Below are 19,579 nucleotides of genomic sequence, written 5' to 3'. Positions count from 1 at the left end.
CTGCGGCGACGGCCCCCACACATGAGTAGGCCTACTCGAGAGGCCTGCGTCGTGCTACCCGAACATTCGGCGAATCGAGGTGCCGAACGGGTGTTTGGCGGTCACGTTCCCGAACCTGACCTTGCCCCGGACGACGACGTGCAGCGGGCCGATGGGAGGGCCGGTCCGCACCTTGTTGGTCGCGGAACCACCGACCGTTTCGACGCCGTTGAGGTCGACCGTCGCCTCTTCCGGCACGACCAGCGAGATCGTGCTCGCGTAGTCGTCGATCGTCACGTGCACCACCTGCGTGGACATGACGGCCCGCGTGAAGTCGAGCGTCACCGTCGACACCCGGGTGTTCACCTCGAGGGCAGGGGGAACGTTCCAGGAGCCGGTGCGGCTGACTGACGACATCCGGCCCCGGATGACGTCGCCCGGCGGCGGCGCGGGCAACCGGTGCGCGACCGGCGGAACCGGCGGCGCCGGGCGAGACACGTACGGCTGGTCGGGGTACGGCGGCGGCGTGAACTCGGAGATCAGCTGGATTCCCGGCAGATCCACCAGGACGACGTTCAGTTCCGCGCGTGTTTTCGCGGCGAGTGCCGTGTCCATCCGCTCGGTGAACTCACCGAGCGAGAGCATCCCCTGGCCCACCGCCCGCTGCAACAATTCGCCGACGTGTTCGCGCTCCGCATCCGATACGCGTAGGTCCCGTGCCTCCATACCTACAAGGCTAGCGCCCGTGAGTACTTGTTAACCGCCCGCGGTTAACAAGTACTCACGGCTACTCGAGGCCCTGCTCGATGGCGTACCTGGTCAGCTCGACGCGGTTGGCCAGCTGCAGCTTGCGGAGCGTGGCCTGGACGTGATTCTCGACGGTGCGGTGACTCAGCGACAGTTTGGTGGCGATCTGCTTGGCGCTGAGCCCTTTCGCGACGAACCGCAGAACCTCGGTCTCCCGTTCCGTGAGTTGGGGGACGGCAGGACCCTGCTCGCCGGCGGGCGCACTCGACATCCGGCGGTACTCCCCCAGCACGAGTCCGGCGAGCCCCGGAGTGAACACCGCCTGCCCGGCCGCGGTGGCCCGCACCGCGTCCAGCAGCTCCTCCACGGACGCGCTTTTCACGAGGTACCCGGACGCACCGGCCTTGACGGCGTCGAGGACGTCGTCACGCTCGGACGACGCCGACAGCACCAGCACCCGGCTGTCCGGCGACACCTGGAGGACGGCGGCGGTGGCAGCGGCACCGTTCCCGTCGGGCAGTTGCATGTCCATGAGCACGACACCGGGTCGGGTCGCCGCCGCCCGACGTCCCGCGGCGGCGACGCCGTCGGCCGTGGCGACCACGGTGAACCCGGCGCCTTCGAGGTCGCGGGCCACGGCGTCCCGCCACATCGGGTGGTCGTCGACGACCATCACGGTGATCTGCTCGTCAGTCTCCGTGTCACCCATGCGTTTCGTCTCCCTTCGGCACGCGGATCTCCCATTCGGTGCCCTGACCAGGTTCGGTGTCGAGTTCGGCGGTGCCGCCGAGCGAACCGACGCGGCCCAGAATGGATTTCGATACTCCCATGCGACCCTCGGCCTCCGCTTCGGCCAGCCGTCCCGGAGCGATTCCGCTGCCGTCGTCGCGGACGCTGACGATCACCTCGTCGCCCAGATCCTCGAGCAGCACGTACGCCCGGGCACCGGTCCCCGCGTGCAGTGCGACGTTGGACAGTGCGGTGTCGACGATTGCGACGAGTTCCGTCGCCCGGCCGCGCTCGATCGTCACCGGATCCGCCGGGGTCGACACGGACACGGTGGTGCTCGCCCGCGTGCCCAGCAGCAGTCGCAGATCGATCGCGCTTCCACCCAGATCCGACACCACACCGGCGCCCTGCTCGGAGATGAGCATGCGCAGCGCCACCTCCTGCTCGCCGGCGAGATCCGCGAGTTCGGCTGCGGGTCCCCCGATCTCGTTGCCGCGGCGACGGACGAGCGCGAGCACCTGCAGGACGCCGTCGTGTACCTCGCGGGCGAGTCGTTCCCGTTCCTCGGTGGCGGCGGCCAACCGCACGGCCTGCTCCAGCTGGGCCTGCGCACGCCTCGCGGTGGTGGTGGCGAGCCCGAGTGCCAGACCCACCGACACCAGAACGGGCGCCGTCGCGTCCCGCCAGAGGTCGAGGTTGACTTGGTCGCGCACCACCGCGCTCACCGTCGCCATCAGCACACCGGACGCCATCCCGAGCCACGGACCGCCGAACACGGCGGCGGAGATCACCGCGTTGGTGACCCACAGCGTCGTCGGCAGCGTCTGATGGTGGTTGTACCAATCGTGATCGGAGACAAGGCGAGTCGACGCCATGAGGGCGATGACGATCAGCTGGTCGGCGATCACCACCTGGTAGCGCGGGACCTTCCCGTGGGACAGCAGGACGGCCGAGAGTCCCGACCACACCGCCATCAGGGCGACGAGGAACCAGCTCAGCCGCTGATGGGTGTAGTACTGCACCGACACGATCTGGTAGCTGATCGCGTACACCAGCGTGACGAGGCGGAAGGCCTGCGCCGCCCGCCACAGCGGTGCGTCCGGCTGGGTGTCGAGCTCGGTCGCGGCCCGCGGCCGGTAGTGCAGGCGGGTGCGGTGCTCATTCCGGTCGGTCATGGGTCTGCGCTGTGCCGTCGAGATGCGGGTCGTCGAGATGCGGGTCGGCGGGATGCGGCGGGTGCGGGCCGTCGGCCTCGGCGGGATAGAGCGGGACTGCCGGGTCGTCGACCTCGAGTGCGTCGTAGGTGGCGTCGGGATCCTCGGACATGAGCGAGCGCACCGCCGTGTTCAGCAGCGCGACGATCGGCACCGCCAGGAGGCCGCCGACGATCCCGGCCAGGACGATGCCGGTGGTGATGGCCAGCACCACTGCGAGCGGGTGCAACCGGACCGCGCGGCCGAGCAGCAGGGGTTGCAGCACGTGGGCCTCGAGTTGCATCACCCCGATGATGATGCCGAGCACGATCAGCGCGGTGAGGAATCCCTTGGTGACGAGGGCGACGAGTACCGCGAGGAACCCGGTGAGGAACGCACCGACGATCGGGATGAACGCACCGATGAACACGAGCGACGCCAGCGGCAGGGCGAGTGGAACCCCCAGAATCGCGAGTCCCGCGCCGATTCCGATGGCGTCCGCGGCGGCCACCGCCACCGTCGCCCGGACGTACCCGATCAGCGAGCCGAACCCCTGACTCCCCGCCAGCCGGACCCGTCGCCGTGACGCGGTGGGGACGAGGCGGGTGACGAACTCCCAGATCTGAGATCCGCCGTAGAGGAAGAAGATGAGCGTGAACAGCGTCAGCAGGGCACCGGTGAAGATTTCGCCGACGACGGTGGCGGTGGTCAGTGCCCCGCTCGTCAGCTGCTGGCGGTTGTCCTGGATGGATTTCACCACCGAGTCGCCAGCCTGCCGGATCTGATCCTCGCTGAAGTGCAACGGGCCGTCGGTGAGCCATCCCTGGATCTGTGTGACGCTCGCCTCGAATTGTTCGGTGAGGCCGGGGAGACCTTCGATGAACTGCTCGACGACGAACGTCATGATCCCGGCGACGATGCCGATCGAACCGATGAGGACGACCAGGACGGCAGCCGACCGCGGCACGCCCTTGGCCTGCAGCCAGTCGACGAGCGGCAGCAGCAGCGCCGACGAGAGCAGCGCCAGACCCACCGGGATGAGAACGGTGTCGAGCCTGGTCACGATGTAGCCGAGGGTCAGCAGGCCCGCGAAGATGACCAGAAGCCGCCACGTCCATTCGGCCGCCACCCGCACCACCGGGTGCACGGACGCCGAGGGATGGCCCCCGCCCTGTGTTACCGCGGCAGTGTCCGAGCGTTGCTCGTTCGCGTTCACGTGCGGAGCGTATCGAGGTTCGGACAGTGCCGGGCGATTCGCGTGGGAAACACGCACGCGGGGCACGCATATGCGCCCTTTAGGGGACGTGTCCTACGCCACCCGGTACACCCCCCGCTAAATTGAACGGCGTGCGGAAATCCTATAGAGCGATCGCGGCGACGGTCCGCAGCAGATGGCCGCTCTATATGGTTTCGATGCTCCTCGCCAATTTCATCGGCGCCATCCTCGTCTTCGCGTTCGTGCGGTACGGCGTGCCGATCCCCGAATCGCAGGAAATCATCGCCGACCGGGTGCGCAACGTCGCGATCTTCGGTGGCTACCTCGCATTCGCCGCAGTGGTGAGTCTCACGGCCGCCGCGATGATGCTGAGGTCGGTCGTCCGCTGGCAGTTGCGTGGGGGTCCGCCGACGCGCAGCGAGCAGATGTCGGCGCTGCACGCACCGCTGCGGCAGGCGATCGTGCACCTGGTGCTGTGGATCCTCGGCGGCATCATCTTCGTGCTGCTCACCATCACCGAGATGCCGGAACTCGCGGTGGCGGTGATCGTCACCGTCTGCATGGCCGCGACCACGACGTTCGGTTTCACGTACATGCTCGGCGAACGCATCCTGCGTCCCGTGGCCGCCCGCGCGCTCAGCGAGGGCGAGTTCGACCGGACCATGGCGCCCGGCGTCGGCACCCGGATGGCCATGACGTGGGGGCTCGGCACGCTGATGCCCGTCATCGGCATCATCCTGCTGTGCGTGACGCAGATAACCACCGACCTGGTGTTCTCCCCGAACGCGCTCGCGTGGGCGATCATGCTGCTGTCGATCATCGCGATCGCGCAGGCGTTCGCGCTGTCGATGCTGACGGCCAGCCAGATCTCCGACCCGATCAAACAGCTGCGGCGGGCCATCGAACGCGTCCAGCGCGGTGCCACCGACGTCCGCGTCGAGGTGTTCGACGGCAGTGAGATCGGGCGACTGCAGGTCGGGTTCAACCGCATGATGCGCGAATCGGACGAACGGCGGCTGCTGCGCGAACTGTTCGGCCAGCATGTCGGTGAGGACGTCGCGCGGCGGGCACTGCAGTTCGGTACCGAACTCGGCGGAGAGACGAGGTTCGTCGCGGTGCTGTTCGTCGACATGGTCGGCTCCACCGGTGCCGCCGCGGAGCGTCCCCCCGGCGAAGTCGTGAACCTGCTCAACGAGTTCTTCCGCGTCGTCGTCGACGTGATCGACCGGCACCACGGCTTCGTCAACAAGTTCATGGGTGACGCGGCGCTCGCGATCTTCGGCGCCCCGCTCGACCGCCCCGACGCACCGACGGCGGCGCTGGCGGCGGCCCGGGAACTGCGGTTCGCGTTGAACGAGATCACCGGCCTCGACGTCGGTATCGGCGTCTCCGCAGGCCTCGCCGTCGCCGGCAACATCGGCGCCGCCGAACGCTTCGAGTACACGGTGATCGGCGATCCCGTCAACGAGGCGTCGCGGCTCACCGAACTGGCCAAGCTCCACCCCAGCCGCGTGCTGGCCTCGACGAGCGCCCTGTATTTCGCGGACGACGACGAACAGGCGCACTGGGAACTCGGCGAACAGGTCCAGTTGCGGGGCCGCCGCCGCAACACCCATCTGGCTTGGCCGGAGGACTATCCGGAGTAATCCGCTACCCGTTGGTTACGCTGGCCAGGTGGCCCAGCCTCGATCCGACCCGCCCACTGCCGAGCCTCCTCGGCAGCGAAGCCGATACTGGTGGATCAAATGGCTACTCGGCGCCGGCCTCCTGGCCCTGCTGACCGTCGAGGGCATCTACCTGTGGCCCACGCTCAGCGACTCGTGGAAAGCACTCACCGAGATCCACTGGGGGTGGGTCGCGGCATGTATCGCAGCCCAGGCCGTCTCCCTGAGCGGGTACGGCGCGGTCCAGCAGCGCCTGCTGCAGGCGGGCGGTGTCGTCGTCAGTCAGCTGAAGTCGGTGTCGGTGATCTACGCGAGCACCGCGATGGCCGTGAGCCTGCCGGCCGGTCAGGTGTTCTCCACCGCCTTCACCTACAAGCAGACCCGCAAATGGGGTGCCACCCCCATCGTCGCGTCCTGGCAGCTGGCGATCTCCGGAGTGATCGCCGCGGGCAGCCTCGCACTACTCGGCGCCGCAGGCGCGTTCGCGGTGGGCACCAAGGTGAGTCCGGTCACGCTGGCACTGTCGCTGGTGGCCGCGTTCGCCCTGTTCTACGGGCTGCGCTACATCTCACGTAATCCCGACTCGATCGAGTCGATCGGACACTGGGTGCTGACCCGGTACAACAAGTTCCGCAAGAATCCCCCCGAAACGGGCGTCGAGCGGTGGAAGGAAATCCTGAGCCAGCTCGATTCGGTCGAGCTGAGCCGCAAGGATTCCGTCATCACGTTCGGGTGGTCGGCGGTGCACCGGCTCGCCGACGTCGCCTGCCTCGGTTTCGCGTGCTGGGCGGTGGGCGCGGAACCGTCGTTCGCGGGTCTGCTCATCGCGTTCGCCGCGGCCAAGGCCGTGGGCAGCATTCCACTCGCCCCGGGCGGGCTGGGGTTCGTCGACGGCACCCTGATCGCGACGCTGACGGCGGCGGGAGCCACCGCGTCGCAGGCCCTCGCGGCCGTGTTCGTCTACCGCGTCGTGAGCTACATCCTCGTCGCGATCGTCGGCTGGGTGGTTTTCTTCATCCTGTTCCGGCACAACCAACACGAGGACCTGGAGATGGACCTCGAGTTCGAGCGCCGGGAGCAATCGTCACCGACCACCAAGCGCACGAAGCACACCGGGGACCCCGAGCCCGACTCCCAGCCGTGAGTACTTGTTAACCGCCGGCGGTTAATAAGTACTCACGGGCGGCGAAGCCGCTCGAGGTGCGCGGTACTGATCCGGACGGCCTCCTCGGCGTCGCCGTCGGCGACCGCCTCCACCAGCAGTCGGTGAGCGTCCGCGTCGGGCTCGTTGCCCGCACTCAGGTCCAGCGCCGCCGTCAGATCGAGCATCGCTTCCCGCAGCCGGGGGACGAACGTCTCGAACAACTCGGTCAGCACCGGGTTGTGCGCGGCGACCACGACCGCGCGATGCAGGGCGATGTCTGCGTCGACGAACGCGGCAGCACCGGCCCCGGACGCCGCGGACCGTGCGTCCAGCGCCCGACGGAGCGCCGCGACATCGGCCTCGTCGCGCCGGGACGCCGCCAGTCGGGCCGCCTCGATCTCGACGGTGTGGCGCACCTCGACGACGTGCCGGATCTCCTCGGTCCGGAGCACCCGGTCCCAGTCCTGCCGTGGCGACGACCTGCGGAGGAACACGCCGGCCCCCTGCCGCGACTCGACCATGCCGAGGCCCGCGAGCATCCGGACGGCCTCACGCACCGTCGACCGTCCGACGCCCAGTTCGGCCGCCAGCGTGGTCTCGCCGGGGAGCTTGGCACCGACCTCCCATTCTCCGCTCGCGATCCGCGCGCGCAGCAGATCCGCCGCCTGGTCCGTCAGCAGGTGGCGTCGTATCGACGAAGTCACGCAGAACTCCTCAGGTTGTCTGATGAGTGAATTTCTCCTAGTCTAGCGCCGTGGCGTTCCGTGGACTTCTCCTCCACTGCCGCGGCGGGGCCTGAAGGCCGGCACCCTGCCGCGGGGTTTCACCGCGTCGGTCGTCTCGTGCATCCCATTTCCGAGGAGAAGACCGTCATGACCGGCACCGCCCCCACGTGGAACACCCAGCAACCCTCACCGATGCCCTCCGATCGCTACCGCGCGATCTGGGACCGCGTTCCCGTCCCCGACCTCGACCGCACCTGGCCGACGCAACGCACCACCACCGCCCCGCTGTGGGTGCCCGTCGATCTGCGCGACGGCAACCAGGCCCTCGCCGAGCCGATGGATCCGGAGCGCAAACGCGGATTCTTCGAACTGCTGATCTCGATCGGCTACAAGGAGATCGAGGTCGGATACCCGTCAGCGAGCCAGACCGATTTCGACTTCGTCCGCGACCTCGTGCGTCTGGACCTGGTGCCCGAGGACGTGACGATCGTCGTCTTCACCGCGGCCCGCGACGATCTGATCGCCAGGACGTACGAGTCGGTCGAGGGACTGCCGAACGTCGTGGTGCACATGTACACCGCGACGGCGCCGACGTGGCGCTCCGTCGTTCTCGGCAAGGATCGGAAAGCGCTGCACCGGTTGATCTTCGATGCAGCGCAGGAGGTGGCACGCGGCGCCGGTGACCATTCGGGCCGGCGCTTCGAGTTCTCACCCGAGGTGTTCAACCTGACCGAGCCGGACTTCGTGCTCGACGTGTGCAACAGCCTGACCCGGCTGTGGGACGCGAGCCCCGACCGTCCGGTGATCCACAATCTGCCTGCCACGGTGGAGGTCTCGACGCCCAATGTGTATGCCGACCAGATCGAGTACATGCACCGGCATCTGGAGCGGAGGGATTCGGTCATCCTGTCGGTGCACCCGCACAACGACCGCGGCACCGGCGTCGCCTGCGCCGAACTGGCGGTGCTGGCGGGTGCGCAGCGGGTCGAGGGCTGCCTGTTCGGCAACGGTGAGCGGACCGGCAACGTCGATCTGGTGACGCTGGCCCTGAATCTGCACGCGCAGGGCGTCGACCCGATGATCGACCTCTCGGATATCGACACGGTGCGGCGAACCGTGGAGTACTGCAACAGGATTCCCGTTCACGAGCGGCACCCCTACGGCGGCGACCTCGTGTACACGGCATTCTCCGGCACCCATCAGGATGCGATCAAGAAGGGATTCGCGGAGCATCGGGCGTCCGCGGCGGCACTCGGGCTGGATGCGGGGAGCGCACCGTGGGCGGTGCCGTACCTGCCGATCGACCCGGCGGACGTGGGACGCGACTACCAGGCCGTCATCCGCATCAACAGTCAATCCGGCAAGGGCGGCATCGCGCATCTGCTGCAGAGCGAATACGGTGTCACGCTGCCACGGCGGCTTCAGATCGACTTCGCTGCGAAGGTGCAGGAGGCGGCGGACTCGTCGGGGCTCGAGATCACCGCCGAGGAACTGTGGACGCTGTTCTGCGCCGAGTACGGCTACCGGGGCGGCCTCGGCCGCTGGTCCGTCGAGCACGGCCCCGACGGCGACCGGCTGTTCGTCGTGTTCGACGTCGACGGCGTGGAAGTGTCGGGCGAGGCGGTCGCCACCGGCCCCGTCGAGGCGATGACCCACGTCCTCACGTCGAAGGGCATGGACGTCGACGTCCTCTCCCTCACCCAGCACTCGCAGAGGTCGGGCAGCGACAGCGCGGCGATCACGTTGGCGGAGTGCCGCGTCGGGGATCGGACGGTGTGGGGCATGGGCTCACACCAGTCGGTGACGGCCTCCGCGATCCGGGCGGTGTATCGAGCCGTGAGTACTTGTTAACCTCCCGCGGTTAATAAGTACTCACGGGTGGCGAAGCCGCAAAGCCTCCGCGACCACGTCCGGGCGATCCTCGGGCATCAACGTGTAGCTGTCCTCGACCTCCTGCAGTTCGGCGTGCGGGTACAGCTCGGCCAGGCGCCGGCCGTGGTCGCGGGGCATCACCTTGTCCTCGACAGCCCACAGCACGAGGACCGGGCGGTCGAAGCTGCGGTTCGCTTCCGCCCACTCCCGCAGCGTCGATTTCGGCGGCACCGAGGTCGTGTACTTGCGCAGATCTCGTCGCACCAGGCGGTCGGTGGTCGCGGGCCGGAACCAGCCGTCCATCACCGACTTCGGTACGGGTCGCTTGCTCATCCAGCCCCAGCCAGCGGGCGCCCGTCGCATCGCCCGGAATCGCAGCGCGTGCATGGCCAACGTGAGACCACCGGGGATCGCCACCGCGAGACCGATTGCGCGACCAGGAATTCCGGGCGGGTAGTTGTCGAACGCCTCACACGGGGTGAGGACGAGAGCCCCGATGCGGCTCGAGTCGCCGAGGGCGATCAGCACCTGCGCGCCACCCCAGTCGTTCTGCACGAGGGTGACGTCGGCGAGATCGAGCCGTTCGAGGAATTCGCCGATGAGCAGTCCGAGCCCGCGTAACGAGAGGTCGGCGTCCTCGCGCATCGGAATGCGGTGCGCGCCGAGCGGGAGGTTCGGGACGATGCAGCGGAAGTCCGGGGCGAGTTGCTCCACCACGTGTCGCCACACGGTGCCGTCGATGGTCAGGCCGGAGATGAACACGAGGACGGGGCCGTCGCCCCCGGTGTCCCGATACTCGACGGTGCCTGCGGAGAGCTCGATCTGCTTCATGGCACTCACTCCATTTGATAGATCGTTCTACTGAGAATCAGGTTACGATGAGGTACGCACCGAGCGCAACGGTCGGAGGGCAGAAAAGTGAACGACACAAAGGCCCGGATCCTCGGCACCAGCAGCGACCTCTTCCGCCGCAACGGCTACACCGGGACCGGACTCAAGCAGGTCGCCGCGGAGGCCCGCGCCCCGTTCGGGTCGATCTACCACTTCTTCCCCGGCGGCAAGCAGCAACTCGGCGAAGAGGTCATCCGCTCGTCGGGCGAGGAGTACGCCCGGCTGGTCTTCTCCATCCTCGACGCACATTCCGACATCCTCGAGGGGATCGAGGTCGGGTTCCGGCTGGCGGGCGAGACCCTGGTGGCCACCGACTACGCGGACGCCTGCCCCATAGCCACGGTCGCACTCGAGGTCGCGAGCACCAACGAGGTGCTTCGCGTGGCCACGGCCGACGTGTTCACGAGCTGGATCGACTCAGGCAGCGCCCTGCTGCGCGAGCGCGGATTCGACGAGGCCGATGCGAGGCGCCTGATCCTCGGCTTCGTCACCAGCCTGGAGGGGGCGTTCGTCCTCGCCCGTGCACTGCGCAGCACCGAACCGCTCGACGCCGCCGGCGCCACGGTCCTCGCCGCGGCACGCGCCTGCCTTCCCCCACGTGAGTGAGAAAGCGCCCCCGGGCACACCGTGCCACTCACGTGCGTCATGTGACATGCATCACATTCGGGTTGCGGAAGAAATTCACCGGGTTCATAGTTGAAGATACAAGAACTTGAACATTCAACTACTTGAGTCGACGATCCGAGGAGTTCACATGACCACCGCCACCGCCACCCTGCCCAACCTCACCGCCGGAACCTGGGCCATCGACACCGTCCACTCCACCGTCGGCTTCTCCGTCCGCCACCTCATGGTCAGCAAGGTCCGCGGCACCTTCAACGACTTCACCGGCGCGATCACCGTCGCCGAGGACGGCACCGCCGCCGTCACCGCCGAAATCCAGGTCGCGTCCATCGACACCAAGAACACCGACCGCGACGCCCACATCAAGTCCGCCGACTTCTTCGACGCCGAGCAGTACCCCACCGCCACCTTCACCTCCACCGCCGTCCGCCCCAAGGGCGACGACTACGTGGTCGAAGGCGAATTCACCCTCCACGGCGTCACCCGCCCCGTCGAGCTCGCCCTCGAGTTCAACGGCGTCAACCCCGGCATGGGCAACGGCCCGGTCGCCGGCTTCGAAGCCACCACCGTCCTCAACCGCAAGGACTTCGGCATCACCATCGACATGCCCCTCGAAGGCGGCGGAGCCGTCGTCGGCGACAAGATCACCATCACCCTCGAGATCGAGGCCGGCCTGCAGGCCTGACCCATGGGCGTCGATATAAGTGGTACTGAAACGAGTGCCCGTTACGACCTGGGACTGTCGTCCGCTCGCAGTCTCAGATTCTGGTGATCGGTGGGACGACGTACGTCTGATCCAGCACTGATGGTGCGGGCTCGTACATTCTGAGTACGGGCCGGAAGTCTCCTGCGGGAGAGGGCAACCAGTTCGCGGTTGCGGCATCACTCGCGGGTTTGGTGTGGCTGATGGTGATGGTCAACGACCCGTCCTCGTCGCGCACGATCCCGGGAGTGCGATCACCGATCGAATAGCGGTTGATCGGGTTGCTCACCAGGAAGAAGTCCGGCACCGAGTACATGGTCAGCGACCAGAATGCGTCAACGGGCGGAGTCGGGTCGAGCCGGAGTGTGTACGTATTCGAACCGGTGAGCTGCCGGCCCCGATCATCGAGGTAGGTCATGATGTATGCCGCCTCGTAGGGGTGATTCCCCCAGAGCCCTCCCTTGGCTGCGGCAGCCCGCTCGATGATCCGCAAGGTGGGGTCCTCGATCTTGAATCGTGCGTCGTCGAGCGCCCCGACTTCGAAGAAGTCGAGGTTGTAGTCGAAGGCGTGGAACGTCAGCTTCCAGCCGTTGACTTCGGGACTCGACCCCTTTGTCAGTGCCGTGTCCAGGTTTTGACGACCGGCAGCCAAGCCTGCGCGCAGAGCTGCCGCCGTCTCGTCGTCGGGTGACGAGTAGGGAGTGGGGCCGGATCGGTCGATTCCGAGCGGTGCGAACGAGTCCTGCAATGCGCGATCGCGTGTAGCCGGCGGGAAAGCCTGTGACCACAGCCGTAGCTTCTCGAAGAACAGAAGGTCGGTGCCGACCGTCGGATCCGGCGACGGGAGACCCGCGGGTCGGGTGCCGGGGTGGAGCACGGTCAGAGTGGTCGAATCCTGCAATGCATGAACAGCAGGAAGGTCGTCGTCGCCGGAGCATCCCCACCTGCCGACGATCGAGGCAATCGTCGTAGGGAACGTGATGACGGTGGCGTCGCCCGGATCGCCGGCGTTCCAGCCCGGCGGCACCAACAGGAAATCGGCGGCGGCAGTGCCGGTGGCGCGATGGCCCACGTACGCGAAGTTGTTGGTCCAGGCGTCGACGAACTGCAGCACGTAGTACCGGCCGGCAGTGTCCGGAACGTGCAGGGCGACAGGTCCCACGGACAGATCTATCTGGGCCATCGAGTACACGGTGTCGTTGTTGATGGTCACGAACGTGTCTGCCGGGCCGGCCAAGGCTCGCGCGTGGCTGAAAGTGTTGAACCCTGCTGCGGGATTCGCTCCGACTCCCTCGTGGACATACCGGTGGACCTGGTCCACGTTGAAGACGAGGGGAAATCCGTAGATGTAGGCATGAGATGCCAGATCGGACAACGTCTGGTTCGTCACGGCAATCCTTTTCTTCGTCCCTGTTCTTCGTCTCGGATACGCGTCGGGTCTCCATACCGGCCCCGACTGTGGGCGAGCCCTACGATTGACAACACTGCGGTGATCAGCCCCGGTCCGCATCACCCGATGCGGATGAGGAACCTGCGAACGTTCTCACGTACCGACCCGCACCGCGTCATCGTATGAACGCCGTGCCCTTCCACGATCGGTGACCGCACGACCGTCAGCTCGCGACGCGTTCCGGCCGGCGCGGTCTCGCGAAGTCGATCGGCCGGAACTGTGAGAAGGCACCACCTCTAGGCTGGCCGTGTGAAGAAGTACCTCCCCGCGCTCGTCCTGGACGTCGTCCTCGTGATCGTGTTCTGCGCCATCGGCCGCCGCAGTCACGACGAAGCCAACGCACTGACGGGTCTGGCCACCACGGCGTGGCCGTTCCTGACCGGCCTGGCGGTCGGCTGGCTGGCCACCGTCGCGCTCTACCGCGACAAGTTCGACGCGTTCCTCATCGTCCCGACGGGCATCGTGGTGTGGCTGTCGACGCTCGCGGTGAGCATGCTGTTGCGCGTCGTCAGCGGCCAGGGAACGGCGTTCAGTTTCGTCCTCGTGGCGGGCACGGTGCTCGCCGTGGTCCTCCTCGGCTGGCGTGCCGTCGCGAAGATCGTGACGAAGTCGCGCGCCACCACCCGATAGCGGCGAATCCGCCCCGACGGCACACGCACACCCGCTCGAGGTGAGACAGTTTTCCCATGAGTGACACCATCGATCCGGCCCGGGACGAGAAGCGGTCCGACCGCGGCTTCTTCGGCCAGCCGTTCGCCCTCGCGAACCTGTTCGGCGTCGAGATGTGGGAGCGATTCTCCTTCTACGGGATGCAAGGCATCCTGATCTACTACCTCTACTATTCGGCCGCCGACGGTGGCCTCGGAATCGCCGAATCGTCCGCGACCAGCATCGTCGGCGCCTACGGCGGAACGGTGTATCTGTCCACCATTCTCGGAGCCTGGATCGCCGACCGGCTCCTGGGCTCCGAACGGACCCTGTTCTACAGCGCCATCCTCGTCATGCTCGGCCACATCGCCCTCGCCGTGTTCCCGGGACTGTGGGGTGTGGGAATCGGCCTGGTCTGCGTCGCATTCGGTAGTGGCGGGCTCAAGGCCAACGCCACATCCCTCGTCGGTGATCTCTACGACGAAAACGACGAGCGCCGGGACGCCGGATTCTCCATCTTCTACATGGGCATCAACCTCGGCGCCCTCGTCGGCCCGCTGCTGACGGGCTGGGCGCAGGACTCCATCGGCTTCCACGCCGGCTTCGCGCTCGCCGCAATCGGCATGGCGCTCGGACTGATCCAGTACACGCTCGGCCGCAAGCACCTCCGCGGCATCGGCGCGGAACCGCCCAATCCCCTCCCCCGCGCCCAGCGACCCAAGTGGATCGCGATCGGCGCCGCCGCGGTCGTGGTCATTGCGGCCCTGTCCCTGACCGGGGTGATCACCGCGGCCAACATGTCGGACATCGTGGTCGGCCTCACCATCGTCGCGGCGATCGGCTACTTCGCGATCATGTTGTCGAGCCGCCGCATCACGGCCGTCGAGCGCAGCCGCGTCTACGCGTTCATCCCGATGTTCATCGCCAGCGCGGTGTTCTGGTCGCTGTTCCAGCAGCAGTTCACCACCGTCGCGGTGTACTCCGACAAGCGACTCGACCGCAATCTGTTCGGCTGGGACTTCCCGCCGTCCTGGGTGCAGTCCATCAACCCGGTCTTCATCATCATCTTCGCGGGCGTCTTCGCAGCCGCGTGGACGAAGCTCGGACCCCGCCAGCCGTCGTCGCCGATCAAGTTCGCGGCGGGCACCGTCATCATGGGTATCGCGTTCCTGGCGTTCATCCCGATGTCGGGTGGCGGCGCGAACAGTGCACCGCTGCTGGGTCTGGCCGGAATCCTGTTGCTGTTCACATTCGCCGAACTGCTGCTGTCCCCGGTCGGGCTGTCGCTGTCGACCAAACTGGCGCCCGAGGCCTTCCACACCCAGATGGTGGCGTTGTTCTTCCTGTCCGTCGCCCTGGGCACCGCCATGGCGGGCACACTGGCCGGCTACTACGACGAGAACAACGAAGTCCCGTACTTCACCGCGGTCGGGCTGGGCTCGATCGCCGTCGGTGTGCTCCTCGCCATCGGCTCCCCGTGGATCCGGCGTCTGATGAAGGGCGTGCACTGACGCATGGCGGCATTACGACACTGACGATGCACTGAGCGTCGACTCAGCGCACCCACAACCACGCGGCCAACCCGAATCCCGCGATCGCGATGACGACGCGGAGGACGGACGGTGGTATCCGCCTGACGACAGGCGGCCCGCACCAGCCACCGGCCAGGGCGCCGATCGCCATCGCGGCGGCGGCGCCCCAGTGGACGGGACCGAAGACCGCGAACCCGATCGCCGCCACCAGGTTCGCGACGCCGAGGAAAAAGCTCTTCAAGATGGTCGCGCGCCAGATCTTCTCCGAGGTGAGGATCAGCGCGATCGCCAGGAAGATCACGCCGGCGCCGGCACCGAAGTATCCGCCGTAGATGGCGACGACGAACAGCGACACCGAATACGCGCGTGGCATGTCCCGCTCGCCTGCGAGCGCGCGGAGTCGGGGCTGCAACAGCAGCGCCAGCGCGGCGAACGCCACCATGAACGGAACGATCGCCTCGAACGACCCCGCCGGGGCCACCAGCAGGATTCCCGCGCCGACCAGGCCGCCCGCAGCCGAGTACAGCGCCCAGCGCCACAGCTTGGGACCGGTGTCGGCGACCTCCCGCGTCGAGTTGGACAGGGCGCCGACGCCGACCGCCACCATCGCGACCGTGTTGGTGACGTTCGCGGTCACCGGCGGCAGACCGACCGCGAGGAGTGCGGGATACGACACGATGGACGCCAGGCCGGTGACGAAGCCGACCAGTCCCGCGAAAAACCCCGCTACGACGAGAAGACCGATATCAAGCAGGGACACAAGGTAGAAACTTACCCTTGCTCACTTACTCCCTCAGCGCGGACGGCCCCGCCGTGTCCTCAGTTCGCCGGCTTCGCCATCACCGTGTCCTCAGTTCGCCGGCTTCGCCATCTCACGGAACAGCATGTCGGTCATCTTCACCGCCCGGTCGCCACCATCGGCGTCGGCGACGAAGACCGCGAAGGCCAGGTCGCCGCGTGAGCCGTAGAACCAGCGGTCGTCGCCGCTCGCCCCGTTCATGCCCATGAGGTCCGGGTAGCCGTTGAGGAACGACGCTCCGCCCCGCACCACGTTGTCGCGCATCATGCCGCGGAGCTGGTCGTTGACGTTCGCCGGAAGCGGCTGAGCGGCCACATCCGTGGTGCCCGGCTGTCCCTGGACGATCATCGGGGCCGGCGCACTGCCCCGCGCGATCGACGCGGCCAGCATGGCCATCCCGAACGGCGTCACGGCGGGCAGGTCGCTGTCCTTACGGTTCATGACCTGGTTCATGCCCGACTGGTCGGCGGTGAAGACGGCGGTCTGATGGTCGAGGCCCGGGATCTTGTAGTTCATGCCGAGCCCGAGCTGATTGCCCGCCTTCTCGATGTCCTCGATCGACAGCGACGACGGGTCGACGCCCTTCTGCAGTCCGGCGGCCTTCTTCACCAGGTCGAGGTTCGACCCGGCGGGATACAGGCCCTGGAACGCGATCGGCCCCTGCTCCATCGCCTGATTGTTCTGCGCGGCGGCCAGCACGGCGCCGGAGGACGGCTGGATCGCGACGATCGTCGCGGGGGTGCCGACACTGACCACGGCTTCCTCGGCTGCCAGCTGCAGGCGGGAGTCCATGGTTGCGACGATGTCCGGTCCAGGCGGGCCCTGGAAGCCTGCCTGCGGGATGAGCGTGCCGTCGGGGTCCACGAGATGGACGGCCCAGCCGGCCGTGGCATCCCGGTTTGCCTGCCACACCTTGCGCAGCGGATCCAGCAGCGGCGTCGTGATGCGCCGATCCGCCGTGATGAGCTTCGGCGTCTTGATGGTGACGACACCGGGGATAGCGAGATCCTGCTCGAGGTACTCCCAGTCCTGGTCGCGCAGCAGCACGGCGGTGACCTGCTGGCCAGGCTTCTCGGCCATCTCCGCCATCATCGTGTCGGACGTCACGAGGGGCGCCACCGGCTCGAGGACCTCCGCGAGCCGCCGGGTGGTCGCGACGGGATCGGGCATCGTGGCGGGATCGAGGGTGACCGAGTTGATGGTCTGCTCGTTCATGAGCAACGCACCGAACGCGTCGAAGACCCGCGGCGGAGCGGCGTCCGTCCGGTCGTAGCGGACGATCCGTCCGTTGCCCAGGTCGGGCGCGAGGATCGACGGATCCCAGGAGATGCGCCAGCCGACGGACAGGTTCCGCACGCCACCCTGAACCTGGTAGGTCCAATCCTTGCCCTCACCGAAATGCCAAGCGGCACCGACGGTGAAGAAGCCGGAGTCCGAGCCGAGATCCATGAACTGGGTCAGGTCGAACTTGGCGTCCTCGGGTTTGAGACCGTCGAACATCTGCTGAATCGCCGTCTCCGCGGCGTTGGGATAAGAGGTCTGCGCTGCAGCAGCGGCGGCGTCGCCCTCGTTCAGTGCGTTGACGAAGTCGTCGACGACCGACTGAGCGGTCGCCTCCTCTTTCGACAGCACACACGACGCCAGAATCACCGCCAGAACGACAGCCGACGTCAGGGCGATCACGTATCTGTTGCGGCGGCCAAGCGATCGTCCATTCCCCATGTCCACCATCTTGCTTTCAGTCACATGCGTAACAAGCACCATTTGCCTACGAAGGAGTTACGGTTGAGCCACAACTTATCCCCGAACAGCCAAGCGCGAACGGGTTTATCGAAGAAAACGCCCCGCAGCCTGCACAGCAGGGGCCGAACTGTCACCTGTTGCTATAAATACGGCAAATGCTAGGTCGTCCTTGATTCCGACGAACCAGCCGTGCGCTGGACCATTTCCCGACTCGGCCGTCCCCGTTTTGCCGAGCAGTCCCGGAATGTCCTGCAGCGCAGTAGCGGTACCGCCCGTCACAGTTTCGCGCATCATCGTCCGGAGGTCGGAGGTGACGTTCGCAGGCACGGTGGGCGCCGCCTTGTCGGCGGTTCCCGGTTGGCCTTGCACGATCATAGGCGACGGCGTCGAACCGTTCGCGATGGAGGCGGCCACCATGGCCATCCCGAACGGCGTCGCGGTCACCTGCCCCTGCCCGATCCCGGACTCGACGCGGGCCGCCGGACTGTCGGCGACGGGCACGTTGCCGGTCACGGTCGTCAGCCCGGGCGTCACGTAGTCGACGCCGAGCCCGAACTGCAGCGCGGCCTGCTGCAGGGCGTCGGGCGGCAAGCCGACCGCCAGCCGTCCCATGGTGGTGTTGCACGACCGCGCGAAGGCGGTGTGCAGCGGGACCGCGCCGAGGTCGAATTCGTCGTCGTTGGGGATCTGCCTGCCCTCGATGTTCTCGGTGCCGGGGCAGGGCAGAACGGTGTCCGGTGTGGCGGCGCCGGCCTGCAGGGCCGCGGACGTCGTCACCGTCTTGAACGTGGATCCCGGTGGGTAGAGGCCGGTCAGCGCGATCGGCCCGAGTGCGTCGGCCGGGGCGTTCTGCGCTACCGCCAGCACCTCGCCCGTGGACGGTCGCAGGGCGACGATCGCGGCCTGCTGCGGGACGTCGGCGAGCGCCCGCTCGGCAGCCATCTGCATCGGGAGGTCGAGGGTCGTCGCGATGTCGGGGGCGTCGGGGCCCTGCTCGCCGGCGATGCTCTTGGCCGCGCCGTCCCGGCCGACCAGCTGCACCGCCCAGCCGGCGGAGGCGTCCTGTCCCTCCTGCCACAGGTCGCCGAGGCCCGCCAGGGTGGGTGAGGCCAGCGCCTTGTCCGTGCTGAGCAGTCTGGTCTGCGGGGCGAGTGTCACGCCGGCGAGTTGCCGCAACTGCGGTTCGATCGGCGCGAGGTCCTCGGCGCGCAGCGAGATGGCCGTCACCGGCTTGCCCTGGGCGCCGGCCAGATCCTGCTGGAGCGAGGCGGCGGTGATCGTCGGGGCGATGGGCGACAGCAACGCGGCCACCGCCGCGGTGTCCGCACCCGGTTCGAGGTTGACGAGCGTCACGACCTGTTGCTCGAGGATCGGTGCCCCGCCCGCCGCGAGGACCTTCGGCGGCGCCCCGGTCGTGGTGGTGTACCGGACGGTGGTGTCGTCGGTGAGGCCGGGTGCGAGGACGGCCGGGTCCCAGACGATCTTCCAGTCGTCGCCTTCCTTGGTGGCGTTGCCGGTGGTGCTGTACTTCCACTCCTGCCCCGGCGCGAACGGCCACGACACGTCCATCGTGAACGTGCCGCCGTTGTCACCCGCCTCCTGCACGTCGGTGCGGGTGAACGTCCCGTCCTTGTTTCCGAGCCCGTCGTACATCGCCGTGATCGCGGCGGTTGCGGCGACCGGATCGGTGGTGAGTTCGGCGGCGGCCTGCACGTCGTCGCTGTTGAGGGCGTCGGCGAACTGCTGCGAGACGGTGTCGGGCTGGTCCGGCCCGAAGAGTCCGCAGGCGGAGAGCACGGACGCGAGGACGGCGATTCCGGCCGCTGCCTTCCGGGTGGGGGTGGGAGGGATGGGGCTGTGACGAACGGTTGAGGTGCGCACGGACTCGATCATGCCTGACGTGGTGGCGCGCTTCGAATA

17 protein-coding genes are annotated in these 19,579 nt (G+C 67.5%); 7 read left to right on the top strand and 10 right to left on the bottom strand.

Annotation, left to right across the window (positions count from 1 at the left end; genetic code table 11):
• Positions 1-54: 54 nt before the first annotated feature.
• From QM841_RS03080 to QM841_RS03065, 4 genes are all read right to left on the bottom strand, one after another.
• A complete protein-coding gene (locus QM841_RS03080; protein ID WP_280780624.1) occupies positions 55-705 on the bottom strand; it encodes a DUF1707 SHOCT-like domain-containing protein in 651 nt (216 codons plus the stop codon).
• A 61-nt stretch (positions 706-766) separates the two neighbouring features.
• A complete protein-coding gene (locus QM841_RS03075) occupies positions 767-1,435 on the bottom strand; it encodes a response regulator (protein WP_283330867.1) in 669 nt (222 codons plus the stop codon).
• Positions 1,428-2,630 carry a MacS family sensor histidine kinase gene (gene macS, locus QM841_RS03070; protein ID WP_283330866.1) on the bottom strand — a complete coding sequence of 401 codons (1,203 nt, stop codon included), beginning with the start codon at positions 2,628-2,630 and terminating at the stop codon, positions 1,428-1,430. The genes QM841_RS03075 and macS overlap by 8 nt, the downstream gene beginning before the upstream one ends.
• Positions 2,614-3,864 (bottom strand): AI-2E family transporter, encoded by a 1,251-nt coding sequence (locus QM841_RS03065; RefSeq protein ID WP_283330865.1) that lies wholly within the window; start codon positions 3,862-3,864, stop codon positions 2,614-2,616. The genes macS and QM841_RS03065 overlap by 17 nt, the downstream gene beginning before the upstream one ends.
• Before the next feature lie 188 nt (positions 3,865-4,052).
• On the opposite strand from QM841_RS03065, the gene QM841_RS03060 reads away from it, so the two are divergent.
• Together QM841_RS03060 and QM841_RS03055 are read left to right on the top strand one after the other, a co-directional pair.
• The gene (locus QM841_RS03060; protein ID WP_005258596.1) at positions 4,053-5,510 is read left to right on the top strand and encodes an adenylate/guanylate cyclase domain-containing protein; all 1,458 of its coding nucleotides are present in this window, start codon (positions 4,053-4,055) and stop codon (positions 5,508-5,510) included.
• Between the two features lie 28 nt (positions 5,511-5,538).
• Entirely contained in the window at positions 5,539-6,672 is a 1,134-nt protein-coding gene (locus tag QM841_RS03055) for a lysylphosphatidylglycerol synthase transmembrane domain-containing protein (protein ID WP_283330864.1), read from the top strand.
• Between the two features lie 32 nt (positions 6,673-6,704).
• Here the strand turns inward: QM841_RS03055 and QM841_RS03050 are convergent, their stop codons facing one another.
• On the bottom strand, positions 6,705-7,376 hold the full coding sequence (locus tag QM841_RS03050; protein WP_283330863.1) for a FadR/GntR family transcriptional regulator: 672 nt from the start codon (positions 7,374-7,376) through the stop codon (positions 6,705-6,707).
• 168 nt (positions 7,377-7,544) lie between these two features.
• On the opposite strand from QM841_RS03050, the gene QM841_RS03045 reads away from it, so the two are divergent.
• Positions 7,545-9,248 carry a 2-isopropylmalate synthase gene (locus tag QM841_RS03045; RefSeq protein WP_283330862.1) on the top strand — a complete coding sequence of 568 codons (1,704 nt, stop codon included), beginning with the start codon at positions 7,545-7,547 and terminating at the stop codon, positions 9,246-9,248.
• A gap of 21 nt (positions 9,249-9,269) precedes the next feature.
• Here QM841_RS03045 and QM841_RS03040 read toward each other — a convergent pair whose 3' ends face one another.
• Positions 9,270-10,100 (bottom strand): alpha/beta fold hydrolase, encoded by an 831-nt coding sequence (locus QM841_RS03040; protein ID WP_283330861.1) that lies wholly within the window; start codon positions 10,098-10,100, stop codon positions 9,270-9,272.
• An 87-nt stretch (positions 10,101-10,187) separates the two neighbouring features.
• Between QM841_RS03040 and QM841_RS03035 the strand changes: the two genes are divergently transcribed.
• Positions 10,188-10,766 (top strand): TetR/AcrR family transcriptional regulator, encoded by a 579-nt coding sequence (locus QM841_RS03035; protein ID WP_283330860.1) that lies wholly within the window; start codon positions 10,188-10,190, stop codon positions 10,764-10,766.
• A gap of 148 nt (positions 10,767-10,914) precedes the next feature.
• A complete protein-coding gene (locus tag QM841_RS03030; protein WP_283330859.1) occupies positions 10,915-11,469 on the top strand; it encodes a YceI family protein in 555 nt (184 codons plus the stop codon).
• A gap of 73 nt (positions 11,470-11,542) precedes the next feature.
• Here QM841_RS03030 and QM841_RS03025 read toward each other — a convergent pair whose 3' ends face one another.
• Complete coding sequence (locus QM841_RS03025; protein WP_283330858.1) at positions 11,543-12,877, bottom strand: DUF1254 domain-containing protein; 1,335 nt, start codon at positions 12,875-12,877, stop codon at positions 11,543-11,545.
• A gap of 309 nt (positions 12,878-13,186) precedes the next feature.
• Between QM841_RS03025 and QM841_RS03020 the strand changes: the two genes are divergently transcribed.
• Together QM841_RS03020 and QM841_RS03015 are read left to right on the top strand one after the other, a co-directional pair.
• Positions 13,187-13,567, top strand: a complete 381-nt coding sequence (locus tag QM841_RS03020) for a DUF3054 domain-containing protein (protein WP_283330857.1) — start codon at positions 13,187-13,189, stop codon at positions 13,565-13,567.
• A 56-nt stretch (positions 13,568-13,623) separates the two neighbouring features.
• Positions 13,624-15,096, top strand: a complete 1,473-nt coding sequence (locus QM841_RS03015; protein ID WP_283330856.1) for a peptide MFS transporter — start codon at positions 13,624-13,626, stop codon at positions 15,094-15,096.
• A gap of 43 nt (positions 15,097-15,139) precedes the next feature.
• On the opposite strand, the gene QM841_RS03010 is transcribed toward QM841_RS03015, so the two are convergent.
• The 3 genes from QM841_RS03010 to QM841_RS03000 form a co-directional block, all read right to left on the bottom strand.
• A complete protein-coding gene (locus QM841_RS03010; protein ID WP_280784558.1) occupies positions 15,140-15,877 on the bottom strand; it encodes a sulfite exporter TauE/SafE family protein in 738 nt (245 codons plus the stop codon).
• 90 nt (positions 15,878-15,967) lie between these two features.
• Positions 15,968-17,647, bottom strand: coding sequence for an NTF2-like N-terminal transpeptidase domain-containing protein (locus tag QM841_RS03005; RefSeq protein ID WP_283330966.1), 1,680 nt, complete (start codon positions 17,645-17,647; stop codon positions 15,968-15,970).
• Positions 17,648-17,743: 96 nt separating this feature from the next.
• On the bottom strand, positions 17,744-19,552 hold the full coding sequence (locus tag QM841_RS03000; protein ID WP_283330855.1) for a penicillin-binding transpeptidase domain-containing protein: 1,809 nt from the start codon (positions 19,550-19,552) through the stop codon (positions 17,744-17,746).
• Between the last annotated feature and the right edge of the window lie 27 nt (positions 19,553-19,579).

The organism is Rhodococcus sp. IEGM 1307 (assembly GCF_030056915.1).
Lineage (GTDB): Bacteria > Actinomycetota > Actinomycetes > Mycobacteriales > Mycobacteriaceae > Rhodococcus_F > Rhodococcus_F opacus_D.
The sequence above is the reverse complement of the archived record's forward strand: the minus strand, read 5'-3'. Positions and strand labels throughout refer to the sequence as shown.

Excerpts from the sequence above, each read along its gene's own strand:
- QM841_RS03040 (WP_283330861.1), bottom strand. The coding sequence starts at position 10,100 with ATGAAGCAGATCGAGCTCTCCGCAGGCACCGTCGAGTATCGGGACACC.
- QM841_RS03000 (WP_283330855.1), bottom strand. The coding sequence starts at position 19,552 with ATGATCGAGTCCGTGCGCACCTCAACCGTTCGTCACAGCCCCATCCCT.
- macS (WP_283330866.1), bottom strand. The coding sequence starts at position 2,630 with ATGACCGACCGGAATGAGCACCGCACCCGCCTGCACTACCGGCCGCGG.
- QM841_RS03060 (WP_005258596.1), top strand. The coding sequence starts at position 4,053 with ATGGTTTCGATGCTCCTCGCCAATTTCATCGGCGCCATCCTCGTCTTC.
- QM841_RS03015 (WP_283330856.1), top strand. The coding sequence starts at position 13,624 with ATGAGTGACACCATCGATCCGGCCCGGGACGAGAAGCGGTCCGACCGC.
- QM841_RS03080 (WP_280780624.1), bottom strand. The coding sequence starts at position 705 with ATGGAGGCACGGGACCTACGCGTATCGGATGCGGAGCGCGAACACGTC.
- QM841_RS03005 (WP_283330966.1), bottom strand. The coding sequence starts at position 17,647 with ATGGTGGACATGGGGAATGGACGATCGCTTGGCCGCCGCAACAGATAC.
- QM841_RS03075 (WP_283330867.1), bottom strand. The coding sequence starts at position 1,435 with ATGGGTGACACGGAGACTGACGAGCAGATCACCGTGATGGTCGTCGAC.
- QM841_RS03045 (WP_283330862.1), top strand. The coding sequence starts at position 7,545 with ATGACCGGCACCGCCCCCACGTGGAACACCCAGCAACCCTCACCGATG.
- QM841_RS03030 (WP_283330859.1), top strand. The coding sequence starts at position 10,915 with ATGACCACCGCCACCGCCACCCTGCCCAACCTCACCGCCGGAACCTGG.